The following is a 13,281-nucleotide window of genomic DNA, read 5'->3' as shown; positions in this document are numbered from 1 at the left end:
CTGCATTTCCGCCATTGATCTTAATGAAAAGAGAGTCAATACGGTTCCCGCTATACGCTTACTCTTTCACAAGTATGTGCTCTGTACGTAACGGGACAAAGAGGGAGATAGATAGAAGACCCAGGGTCTACTCAGATTCATCACTACATTGAGAAATCAGACGAAAAAACCATTGGGGTCACAACGCTATTTAGCAGATCGTCGATAAGATTTTGATGCTTGCCAGGCATGTTTCATCTTCTCAATAAACTCCAACTTCTCTTCAGGTTGGACGTTCCACACATCTATAGCCGCAATAATCATGTCATAACGCATAGACGTATTATAAGGGCGAAGATAGCCCGCTATTCGTCCTTTTCCTTTGAGATAGTCCCAGAGATATACTAACTGAGTTTCATTTTCACGTGATATCCAGTCAAAATCTGTCAGAAAAAAATCATATTGCTCAAGCCAGCGCTCATGCAGTTTTTTGAAATAAGTGATCTTATCTCCAAGTGAGCATGGAGCTTCATCAATATACCTCATCACACCATTGATGAGTTCACGCTCAGTTACCGGAGTGGGGTTGTACAGATCGGTACTTGCTCCCGCGTTCAGATAAAATCGGGAGAAAACGCGTTTCGTTTTTTTCGAAGCAATGGCCTGTGGATTTGTTATCAGGTCCAAATCAATACCGTCCAGGTCGATATTCAAATTAGCGAAATCAAGATTTGTGAAGATATTATTGTCCAGTAAAAGAGAATTAAAACCACTTGAACAATCAAAGCCATCCCCCAAACCACCAAGTGCCAGCCCTGCAGATAATACTGGGTATTCAAAAATATAATGGTGAGCAAACCACAATGCTCTTGGTGTACCTTTGAAACAATCAAAATAATCTTTATCAATGAGTAGCAGCTCAGCCCATTCTTTAAGAGTTTTCCGGCCAATTTTGATCCTGTCCTGATCGCCCAGGAAATGCCGTTCAAGGATCTGAGAGATTAAAAGTCGAAACTGATCTGGCGAATCATAAGTACTCAACTGTAAGGAGTGATCAGTGTTGGAAAGTGCTCCCAGCATTTTTAGATACATGATCTCGTAACGGATCATATCGTAATGCAACATCGTCTCTTCCCTCTAATTCTGGCTCCCGGACACAGATTAGCATGAGCATCTTTTATGTGGAGAGAGACGTGTCACAGGCTGAGGAATGACTGATTTCTTACTGATTTCTTACTGATATCCTACTGATTTTATTGTGATATTACTTTGATGTTTTACTGCATTATTACTGTAGTTTTTACTCTACTATCCTCCTCTGCTCACCTCATTAGAATCCTTAAACAGCTGATATGAACATTTGGGTTTTTAGTATAATTAAGGGGCACTCCCTTTTCTATACCACTTTGCTCACAGCGCCCTCACCCAACAAGCAACTCTGCCTGTATTGCCCTAGATACACAGCACCCTGTATCTGCCGTATCCCCGCTTCTCTTAAAAATTACATCTCACCCCAATCCTTTGTACTCCACCTGACAAAGGATAAATCAATGCACACACCTTACCCCTTTAACCCCAGATATACGATGAACTGGTTTCTGCTGTCTCTACTCAATGACCACCTGAATCAGCTACTGAACCGATACTCCCGAATACAGGCACTCAGACTCGACCTGTTCTATCAGAAAGGTTCAGGGCGCTATAAACATTATTCATGGAACGAAACAGAGCAAGAAGTACGTATGCTGGTTGAACGAACCCTGCAACATACTAATCTGGCAGGACATTTCTGGGTACTTGAGAACTCTGTAGACCACGGGTGCCATGCTCATATCGTGTTCTATCTCGACAGGCACCTTAACCAGGCTACCTACCCAATAGCTGAGAGAGTTGGAAGAATATGGCGGGAAATAACGCAACGAGAAGGCTATTACAACCGCTGCGAATACAAGCCCACTTATGAAGTCAGTATTGATAGGCCGGTGAACTACGGTGATACCGAAGCCATCGATAACCTGCGCTACATCATCAGCTACCTTGCCAAAGAAGAACAAAAGCACGGTCACTATTACTACGGAGCCAGTGAGGTACCGCCGCCCAGCGGACTGGGGCGTCCTCGCACGGTGTAACTCACGTTCTGCACTTTTTTACGTATCAATCCATTGATGTGGAAGGGCTGGTAGTAAAGAGCAATCAACCACCAGCTCAGGATAATCCCACAATGGAAGACAGCATCATGACAGAACATATTTCTTTGCTTGATGACCAACTGGTGGACATGCGCTTCATCACGAAGCTTACAGGGCTTACGGACAAGTGGTTTTACAAGCTGATAAAAGACGGCCAATTCCCTAAGCCGATCAAGTTGGGCCGCAGTTCCCGCTGGAAGCAAAGTGAAGTCGAAGACTGGCTACTGCAACGTATTTCGGACTCACGAGGCGGTTGATCAGACCAACTCCCTCTGAATTTTATCGAAGTAAGTCCCCTTCGCTTCCCGGCTTTCTCTGACACTGCTCACTGTAAGACACCAGATATTGCCAGTAGCCCCCCTTAAAACGCTCTAACTTGATAAACCCGCCAGTCTGCCCGCACCGGGATGAACCAAACCTGCGTGTCATCTGGCGGTAAGGAACATTACACGTACGCAAAATCCTCTATCGCACTAGACGGTAATGCTCGCCTGATAAAGGGGAGTCACTGGTGCAGACTGACACCAGTCGTCTGTACAGACAGCGCTGCCCGACAAGCAGGACTTCAACTGTCGTGGGCAGATGGTGGCGCTCGGTGATACGACGCTGAAACTCATCAGTGCGCTGACGAACACAGGCACACTGGCCGCCAGAAAAACACGCAGACACAGTCACCAGCAGCGATGTAATGCAGAGAAATGTTCTAGTGATGAATGACGAAAGTAACTTTGCCAACAATGCCCAACACACTACCGTATTTTCAGTGCACAGAGCTTTTTGCTGAACGCCTCAGGCACGCTCTGGACTGGTGGAGACGTACAGCTGACTTCGCATGGCAATATCACCATAAACGGTTTCACAGGCACCCTACTCAATACTGCGCAGTTATACGCAGGCAATAATCTATCCCTGCTCACTGCGTATATTGCCTCATAACTTGAAATTATGAGTAACATATAGGTATTTTCTACACGATGCCTCTGGTTATTAGTTCAGTAACCCCTTCCGCTGCGCGCTTAAGAATATACCTCCATTTAACGCATTGATAATAATATAGAAATACTCCTGCAATACATATAATGTAATGCATACACAGCAAACATCAACCCCATGTATTTTTGACTGATGATACAACTTTTATTACTCCTGGTTGTATAGTTCTCCTGATTGCTCTATATCATAGAAGATAAATTATTCGTCATTGTGCATAGCGACGCCAAAGTAAAACTTCCTTTTATTTGAAATAATAAAACAACTCGATAAATAGGATGGAATCAATCAATTTTTGTTATCATTTAAATAAAAACCACCTGTGAGATACACCCACAAAAATTAGTAGTTGAAGTTATACCAACACAAGAGTAATCTGATCTGTTTTTTAACTAAAAATATAAGGTTTTTTCGCTTGTCTGTAAGGAGTTTGCCTTGAGTCAATCAGAATGCATTTCTTGGGTAAAATGTACTTCCTGGCTAAGTAACTTTCTTAATCGTAGAGGATTGAGACAACCTGATAGCCGTCCCCTATATGAATATCATGCGACCAATGATGAATACAATAATCTAACACAACTACTTCGTGCAGTTGGTCAAGTACAGAGTAATATCGATGATAAAGGTTACGCTGCCTGTTTTGTCCTTTTTTGCTCTGAATGGTATCGCAGAGATTATGAGCGCCATTGTGGTTGGATGTGGGACCCTATATATAGAGCATTGGGAGTATCATTAACGTCGACTGAATTAAGGATTATTATCCCTAAAGGGATGGAAGGTTACTGGAACCGCCCAATCCGATTTTACGAATCGGAACGACGTAATTTTCTCGGAACATTGTTCAGTGAGGGGGGATTACCATTCCGCTTACTGAAAGAATCGGATAGCCATTTTCAGAATGTATTCTCCCGGATTCTCAATCAATATGGGCAGGCACAACTGGCAGGATTTTCCATACTTTCTCTAGTAAGAACTGTCATAGAAAAATCAGCCCTGCCAACTGTTTTTAGCGAAGACACTTCTGTAGAACTCATCAGCCATATAGCGGAAAAACTCAGCTCGCTGGTTCTAATGTACAACCTGAGCAATCATACCGAACCCGTGAAGCAGCTTGATAAAGTGCATCCAAAATGGCGTGATGAGTTCCCTATGCCTTTGGATGATGAAACAGGTACTCGCTTTCTTAATGGGTTGCTATGTACTGCCTCCGTAGAGGCTAAATCCCACTTACAAAAAAATAAGGGTTCCGGTTGTCAATTCTATTGGTCGGAAAACCATCCCAATCAAATCCAGGCGATAATTTCGCTGCCTGATGAACTCACCTTCCCAATCATCAGCACTCCCTCAACGACGCGATTTGAACTTGCCATTTATGAAGATGGTGAAGAAGTCACCTGTCTCGGCCCCGCCTATGCATCCCTGGAGAACGCCCATGCCAAAGTTCGCCTGCGTAAAAGTGAGTCGAGATTTGTCAGACGCCAGCCAGCTGCGAGCTTAACGATTGTTGCACGAACTGGAGGAATGATTGTTGGCACCATAAAACTTGAAGATAGTGAAATCGCCGTTGGCGAGGTACCACTTACTTTTGTTGATGATGAGGAACGCTGGTTATTGCAAGGGCAAGCTTCTTGTACTGTACGTAATAGCAATGTTCTTATTGCCTTACCTCAAGAAAAAACCACTATTTCAGGGTGTGAAGGCTCTCCAGGTACAGCGTCGTTATTAGGACTCAGAACACTGTCCGTAAAAGGACGCCAGGATATAACCATTTCCGGAGATGAAACATACAGGATCCGCACCGGGAGGGAACAATCTAATCAGAGCGGATTTGATTTTTATGGAAAACATGTTACCTGGAATTGCCATCCTGATGAAACATTCCTTGGTGTACCTAAAGTTACGGCGAAAAACCTGAATGCTGAAGATATACAATTCAAACGTTACCTGAGTGGCATATCGTTAGATGAATGTCAGGTACAAGAGATGATGGGTACGCAATATGTTTCTGTCAGAAATACTCACAATGAAACTCTACTGCGTCGAAAAATTGGGATCTTGCCGGCAGATTTTAACATTGAAATAAAGGGTGGTGAGCTAGCCAATGAAGGTTCCATTGTTATCTCAACGCAACATCCCTGCATGTCTGTCTTAAAAGATAAAACACTAGAGGTTGCTCGCAAACGCTCAGCAGGACAAACAGAAATATTACTTAAAGCAGAAGGAATACCTCCTGCGTTTGTCTCTTTGCAGATTTACCCAAATTTGGGTGCAGCCCCAGTAGAGATGACTCTACCTTTCCCTGCAAAAGGTTGCCTGGCCCTTGATGCAAATGGATGCACTCTGGATAAAAATATTACTCTGCATGATTTGCTGGGTTCGAGAGCCTTTTTATTTGGTAAAAATGGCGATCCGACACGTTTTTCACTGGAATTACATTTACGTTCCAAAAGTGGGTTACAGGCATGGCATGAATGGTGTTATACCGCGGGGGAACACCCCGTCGAACTCAATTTATACAGCCTGAGAGAGCATATTGAAAACTTACTGTCTCTTGAGACAGGAATTGACCAGGTTGTTGAGATGCAAATCAAAGGCGCAGGTGCTGTAATGAGCTGGCAGATTCGCCGCTATAAATACAGTTTACGCTATGATTATGAAAGAGAACTTCTCATCAGCCAGTCAACCCATTATCGTACCGGGCAAATGTCTTCACCTGTCATCATGTTATTGAGTGAGCCGGAGAGAAAAATCACCCCATTATCATCAAGAATGAGCGAAGGTGTACCGACAGGTGAATATGAACTGAGTTCGGTTATTAACAAAAATGGGCCGTGGTTAGTCGTCCCCAAACAGGGTGAGGAAATGGCGTTTCGCCCCTGCTTCATTCGTGGGGAACCGTCGTTACCTGTGGATGAAAGTAGTATTCGTTCATTGCAGAAAGCGACCCAGCTTTTTAATCCCCAGTCTGAAGTTAATACCATTACACTGGTACTTGAACAGATGGCTAACGATCCCGCTCATTCCGGCTGGCAATTTATGCGTTGCCTGTACGACCAATTTGGTTATCTGCCGCTGGCAACCTTTGAAGTTTGGCGTGCGCTAGTACAGCATCCACGAGCACTGGCGATGTCGCTATTTAAATTTGAGATGTCAGCTGAGTATCTGAGCCGCATTGAAAATGAGTTCCCTATTTTATGGGAGTTCTTCCCCATCTTCGAAATCAAAACTGCAGCCGATCGATTTAAATTGTTCCTGAGCCAAAAGGGTGCACCGGAAGAAACCCAGAATTTACTGGTGAAGAGCCTGTATCAGCGATTGGGGCTCGTTTTTCCGACATATGCCGACGAAATTGAGAAATGGTTAAGTTATGGACAATTCCCTCCGCCCATTCCAGAGTTCTTCATTCGCGAGTGGTATCAGGAGCTTTTACGTGAGCATAGTGAAGCTCGCTGGCCAGAGTACGGCAGCAAGCGGCTGCATAGCTGGATGACATCACAAAAAAATCCAGTGATCAGCATTAATCCTGACGCAGAATACCGCTATTCCGTTGCCTGGTTACCCGTCTTCGCCGCAGCTGTAGCAAGCGGCAATACCTCTTTTGAAGCCGTATTTGACCGTAAACCGGGTGCCGTATTTTTCCTGAGACAGGTCAGGGACTTCGATTCCCGCTGGTTTAAGGCCATCTTCCAGTGCAGCCTGTTGCGTTATTTTGCTCAAAAATAAAAAGGGATAAGAATGACTACACGCTATTTTTCGTCACTTATTGAACAATCGTTGTCTCGTTCAACTGAAGCAACACTGAGTATCATGGGGGTCACAAACCCGCAGTTGCGTGAGCACCTCGCGCAACAAATGGGCGCCGATTGTGGGAAATCAGGCTCATTCCTTGCTTCTCCCGTTTTCCAACAAATGTTTGGCTGGAAAGCGTCAAACAAAACGATGCGTAGCCTGACGGAAGGCAAGGCATTGCTAAGTAAAGCTGTGGTTGATTCGCTGGATGATCAGAACAATGGACGCTATCGTTTTGGTGCTGACTGGAAACCCTTTACTCACCAGCTAGCCAGTTGGAAGGCTCTGCTGGAAAAAAAACATTCTGTGGTAGTGACCAGCGGTACGGGTTCAGGCAAAACCGAATGTTTTATGGTGCCGGTGCTGGAAGACCTCTACCGGGAATTACATGAAAATGGCAACAACCCACTTATCGGCGTCAGGGCCCTTTTCCTCTATCCACTTAACGCCTTAATTAATTCGCAACGTGAGCGCCTGGACGCCTGGACACGTGGTTTTGGTTCCGGAATCCGATACTGCCTCTACAACGGAAATACCGAAAATCTACACGCCGCAGTGAAAAGCGAACAGGTAAAAAGACCGAATGAAGTACTCTCGCGCGAAAAAATGCGTGAAGAACCCGCTCCAATTCTAGTGACCAACGGCACAATGCTGGAATATATGATGGTCCGCCAGATCGACGCTCCAATTATCCAGCAATCTAAATCACAAAAATCATTACGCTGGATCGTATTGGATGAAGCGCATACCTATGTCGGCTCGCAGGCCGCTGAACTGGCGCTGCAGTTACGCCGCGTGATGACGGCCTTTGGTGTGACTCCAGATGATGTTCGCTTTGTAGCAACCTCTGCAACCATTGCCGGAAGCGATGCCGAAAAGCAATTAAAAAAATTCCTCTCTGAATTATCCGGTATACCGCAAGAGCGCATTGACGTACTGGACGGAAGCCGGGTTATTCCGGAACTGGAACCATGCAAACACGTTTTTATTCCGTTAGAAGAAATTGAGCAAATCCCTGATACAGACATGAAGGGCGTAAGCCCAGAGCGCTTTGATGCACTTACGCATTCACCTGAAGCGTATTACTTGCGCGACATGCTAGTTACTCAACCGAATCCAATGAAGTTGGATGATATGACGCAGCGGTTGAACTCGCTAACAAAACAGCATTATAGCCAGCAGGATGTGTTGCGCTGGATTGACGTCTGCTCTGGCACACAACCCAATACTAAGGATCCCGCATTTCTTAAGGTCAGGGCGCACATATTCCAACGCAATACCCAGGGGGTGTGGGCCTGTGTTGATAAAGAATGCAGATTAAAGCACGGTACCCCGCTGGAAAAGGGTTGGCCTTTTGGCTATGTGTATGTGAACAAACGCCAAAATTGCGATTGTGGAAGCCCGGTTTACGAGCTGGCATTCTGTAATGAATGTAATGAGCCACATCTTCTGGCGCGGGACAAAAAGGGAAAACTTGTCCAATGGGAAAATAAAGGCGGTGATGAGTTCTCTTTGCAAGATGATGTGCATATTGAAAATGATGCCGCAGAAGAAAAAGTTGATAAAGAGAGTCGTTTTCAGCCCCCACTCATTATCGCCGCAGAGAAGACCAGCGAGGCGGGTTATACCCTACAGCGTCTGGACCGTCAGACACGTCGTATTGGTGTTATTAACAATGACAGCATCCCGCTGGTTATTAACGACATTGAACAAGTATGTAGTGCCAGTAGCTGTGGCTACAGAGGCGCGAGCGGAAAACAACCGTTCCGCCGAGCCTTATTAGGTGGGCCATTTTACGTCACCAATATTGTGCCAACCGTTCTGGAATATTGTCAGGATTTTATTAGTGAAGAAGGAAAAGAGGGCGTCGGACCTGATTCGTTACCAGGTCGAGGCCGTCGACTTATTACCTTTACCGACAGCCGGCAAGGAACGGCCCGAATGGCGGTGCGCATGCAGCAAGAAGCTGAGCGCAGCCGCTTACGCGGTAGTGTGGTCGAAATCCTGAGCTGGCATCAACGAACACAGACTTCTGCAACACCGAATGCCAATGCCGATCTGGAAAAGTTAGCGACGAGGGCAAAACAGGCCCGCCATGAGGCGAAAGAATATAGAAGCTGGGGAATGCCGGAACAAGCAAAACTGGCTGAAGCGCAAGCCGAACAGCTTGAACAGGCTATTCAGGCCGCGACCGGTGGCAAAGCGGCGACTATTCTGGTTTCGCGGACCTGGATTGAAATGGTTAATGAACTTAAAGAGAAAGCCGATATTCGCGGTCCTATTCTGCAATATAACCACTATCTGAAGCCTGAAATTTTCAATGAAAATGGCGGGCCGCTGAAGCTTTCTGAAATGTTGTTATTCCGGGAGTTTATGCGCCGGCCCAAACGAACTAACAGCCTGGAAACGCAGGGATTAGTTCAGGTTGGTTATCAGGGGCTGGAGAAGATCCATAAGATGCCGGTGCATTGGCAAGAGAAAGGGCTGACGCTGGATGACTGGAAGGATTTTCTTAAGGTTACGCTGGATCTGTACGTACGTGAAAGCAACTTCACACAACTGGACGATGAGTTGAAAAACTGGATTGGTAGCCGTTTTTCATCGAAATTCGTCCGTAACCCAGACACAAAAGATCCCGAAGATAATCAGAACAGACGCTGGCCGCAAATTCGTAATGGCAATATATCCCATCGTTTAGTGAAGTTATTAATGCTTGGCGCAGGATTCAAAACCGTAAATACGGCGACGATGGATATTATCAATACGTGGCTGAAAGAAGCGTGGACCCAACTTACTGGGCCACTTGCAGTGCTGAAACCTGATGGTAACCGTTTCTATCTGCCAAAAGAGCACATGACTTTTTCTTTAATCACAGATGCCTGGATTTGTCCGGTAACCAATAAGATTCTGGATACGGCCTTTAAAGGCTTAACCCCTTATCTGCCCACCCACATTTCGTTTGAACACCTTACCAAGACACAATATGACGCTTTTGTCGCACAAAAGGTCACCATGCCGGAAATCTGGAAGCTGGATCGTTCGCAAGAAGACTACGCTCCGGGTCTGGCGAAGGTACGTGACTGGGTTAGTAAAGAACCACTGATCGCACAATTACGTTCGGAAAACGTCTGGACGGATATCAACGATCGTGTCGTTGAAGGTGGCTTCTACTACCGCACTGCAGAGCACTCTGCCCAGCAGTCTTCAGAACGCCTGCAAAGCTACGAAAAGATGTTCAAGAACGGGCAGCTTAATGTTCTTAACTGTTCTACCACCATGGAAATGGGGGTTGATATCGGTGGCATTACCGCCGTAGTGATGAACAACGTACCGCCCCATCCGGCTAACTATTTACAGCGTGCCGGGCGAGCCGGGCGTAGTCAGGAATCGCGTGCGATCTCTTACACACTATGTAAAGGGAACCCGCACGATCAACAGGTTTTTGCCAACCCACTCTGGCCATTTGAGACCATGATCCCCGCGCCAATGGTGGCAATGAATTCCGCCCGGCTGGTGCAACGCCACGTTAATGCGCTATTACTGTCCGACTTTTTATGTCACGTCATTGGCGAAACGGATAAAGAAAAAACCAGTCTCGATAGCCTCTGGTTTTTCGGTGAAGACGACGGGCAATCAAAGTGTGAACGCTTTAAAGTCTGGCTCGAGCGTCCGGTTCTTGATATCGACGCGGCGCTGGAACGGCTGGTGAAAGGCACAGCATTACATGGTGCCAGACCCGACCTGTTGCGAGATAAAACAATCCATGCGATTACGTTCATGCAGCAGCGATGGCTTTCCGTCTACCGCGATCTTGTAGCCCAGGAGCGAGAGTCGCAGCCACAAACACCTTATCGCAAGCGCATAGAACTGGAGAAAAAACGACACTGTGGCGAGTATTTGCTGCGTGACCTGGCGGCCAGGACTTTCCTGCCGGGATACGGCTTCCCGACAGATGTGGTGACGTTTGATAACTTCACTATGGAAGACTATATCCGTGAAAAATCACAGAAAAACCGGGATAAAAAAGATCGCGAAGATAATGTGTCACGTTATAAGGGACTTCCCTCGCGTAACCTGGGCGTTGCCATCCGTGAATATGCACCAGGTGCAGAGATCATACTGGATGGCCGGGTCTTCCGCTCTGCTGGCGTCTCACTGCACTGGCACAATATTAATGCCGATACCAATGAAGCCCAGCGTCTGGATTGCGCCTGGCGCTGTCACAAATGCGGGACCATAGGCTATGAAGAGGGGTTGAGCAGTTCCGGGACGCTATTTTGCACCAACAGCGCCTGTGGTGAAAAAATCATCATGGATAATCGTCGCCAGGTGCTGCAGCCAGCCGGGTTTGTAACTGATGCGCACGCGCCGGTGACGAACAATATTGAAACCATGAAATTTATCCCGGTTGTCCCTGCCTGGGTATTTGTTAAAGCAGAACCCGTATCGCTACCTAACCCGATAATGGGGTATATGGCATCTGGCGCTGATGGGCATGTTTTCCAGCAAAGCCTTGGAGAAGGTGGGCATGGTTACGCACTTTGCCTGAGCTGCGGTCGCGCAGAGTCGATGTTGAACGCAAACGATGCGCCGAAAAGTATGGAAGCCCACTACCCGCCGCGTCCGGGAAAAGCGGATCGCGACAGCCAGAATCAACGTCTAATTTGCCCCGGTTCGACGGCGCTCATGAAGAACGTCACGCTGGGGGCATTGGCGCGAACGGATGTCTTTGAAATGGTTCTACGCAAGCCGCAAAACGGTGAATATCTGCCGGATAGCACGGAAGAAGGCCGGATTGTTGCCATGACTCTGGCGGTTGCCCTACGTCAGGCGCTGGCCGGGGTTTTGGGTATCTCCGCGGCAGAACTGGGCTACGCCGTGCGTCCGGTCAGACTGGCAGATGGACAATCGGTATTAGCCGTTCAACTTTACGATGTGATTAGCGGTGGTGCGGGTTTTGCATCCAGTGCGCCGATGCACATTGAGGCCATTCTGCGGGGAATGGTGAAGCAGTTGGGTTGCCACCACTGCGATACAGCATGCAGTGAATGCCTCCTCGACTCCCAGACACGCCACGATCACGATTTGCTGGATCGTAAAGCGGCACAGGCATGGCTTGGTGATGACTTCTCGTACTACATCGGTTTGCCTGATGAAGAGACATTCTCACTACCGGATGCCCGCTACTGCCCGGGAGCCATTGGCGATACCCTTCGTCGGGCGATTAACGAGGGAGCTGAAAAACTCACACTGTGGGTGAACGGGCCACTCAATGAGTGGGATCTTTATGCCCGTCAATTCCGGGCGGCTATTCAGAACTACCGGATTAAAGACAATGTTGCGGTCGACCTTGTCATTCCTGCTGGCGTCGATGATCCGGAGCTGTTGCACGAACTTTCGCAGTTTACTGCTTTGGGCGTGCGCTTGTGTCATAGCGAACAGACTCTGGAATTGCCGATTGTGGCGCAAATCGCCTTTGCCGATCGCGTAATGACGCTGGCTTCACGCAGCCAGCAGGCAACTACCCCAGGGCCAGGCTGGCACCTGAATGACGAACTGGTCGTTCGCAGCCTCGGCTATAAAACGGTAAAACTGAACGAGTTTGTACTGCCGGGGAAAGCAGCGAACGCTGTTGAGCGTGTAAAAGACATAGAGATTCATAAACAGTTAAATGGTCCACTTTCGCAGTTCGGACAACGCTTCTGGGACGCGCTGTTTAACAGCCATGAAGAGGCACAGTCGCTGATGAAAAACCAGCAAATTACCCACGTTCACTATACCGATCGCTATCTGCAAAACCCGGTTGCGCTGGCGCTGCTGGGGGCGATCCTGAAACCGCTAAAAACAAAGCTGACCGATGATGCTGAACTGGCGTTGGATACGTTGTTTAAATCTAAAGAACGTTCAGGAAATCGCCCCTCTCATGACTGGATGAGCGAAGCGGATTTTCAGGATTTCGCCGACCAGTGGTTTACAGCGGCAATGGGCAGAGCGGTAGAACTGACGGTGTTCGATTCGCCACGTGATATTCCGCATCATCGTAAGCTGACGGTGGCCTTTGAGAATGGTCAGACGTTGAAGATTCGCTTCGATCAGGGAATGGGATACTGGCGTATCGAATTCCCGTATGTATGGCGTAATTTTGACTTTGCCGATGACGTGACTTATCAGCTCGGAAAAATGGCGCAAGCCTGCCAGGAAGGCAAAGTCCTTAATAGCGAGGAGAGCTGGGCAACGGATGTGCTGGTAGAGGTGATGGCGTCTTAATGGATTAGCGCTCCCAATAAAGAGTTGGGAGCGCTAAAACGACTCTAGTCAGCAATGGCCAATAACC

General features: G+C 47.3%; 5 protein-coding genes. 4 read left to right on the top strand and 1 reads right to left on the bottom strand.

Annotated elements, in window-relative coordinates:
* Positions 1–186: 186 nt before the first annotated feature.
* Entirely contained in the window at positions 187–1,104 is a 918-nt protein-coding gene (locus KE671_RS01795; RefSeq protein ID WP_206161464.1) for a hypothetical protein, read from the bottom strand.
* Positions 1,105–1,529: 425 nt separating this feature from the next.
* Here KE671_RS01795 and KE671_RS01790 point away from each other — a divergent pair, with 425 nt between their 5' ends.
* The 4 genes from KE671_RS01790 to KE671_RS01775 all read left to right on the top strand — a co-directional run bounded on the left by KE671_RS01790 (position 1,530) and on the right by KE671_RS01775 (position 13,214).
* Entirely contained in the window at positions 1,530–2,108 is a 579-nt protein-coding gene (locus KE671_RS01790) for a YagK/YfjJ domain-containing protein (protein WP_206161463.1), read from the top strand.
* A 92-nt stretch (positions 2,109–2,200) separates the two neighbouring features.
* Positions 2,201–2,425 (top strand): helix-turn-helix transcriptional regulator, encoded by a 225-nt coding sequence (locus KE671_RS01785; protein WP_241029708.1) that lies wholly within the window; start codon positions 2,201–2,203, stop codon positions 2,423–2,425.
* Positions 2,426–3,593: 1,168 nt separating this feature from the next.
* Positions 3,594–6,881 carry an STY4851/ECs_5259 family protein gene (locus KE671_RS01780; protein WP_206161462.1) on the top strand — a complete coding sequence of 1,096 codons (3,288 nt, stop codon included), beginning with the start codon at positions 3,594–3,596 and terminating at the stop codon, positions 6,879–6,881.
* Between the two features lie 12 nt (positions 6,882–6,893).
* On the top strand, positions 6,894–13,214 hold the full coding sequence (locus KE671_RS01775) for a DEAD/DEAH box helicase (protein WP_206161461.1): 6,321 nt from the start codon (positions 6,894–6,896) through the stop codon (positions 13,212–13,214).
* The last annotated feature ends 67 nt before the right edge of the window (positions 13,215–13,281 follow it).

Source organism: Citrobacter amalonaticus, assembly GCF_018252635.1.
GTDB lineage: Bacteria > Pseudomonadota > Gammaproteobacteria > Enterobacterales > Enterobacteriaceae > Citrobacter_A > Citrobacter_A amalonaticus_E.
This window is presented reverse-complemented; position numbering and strand designations above follow the sequence as displayed.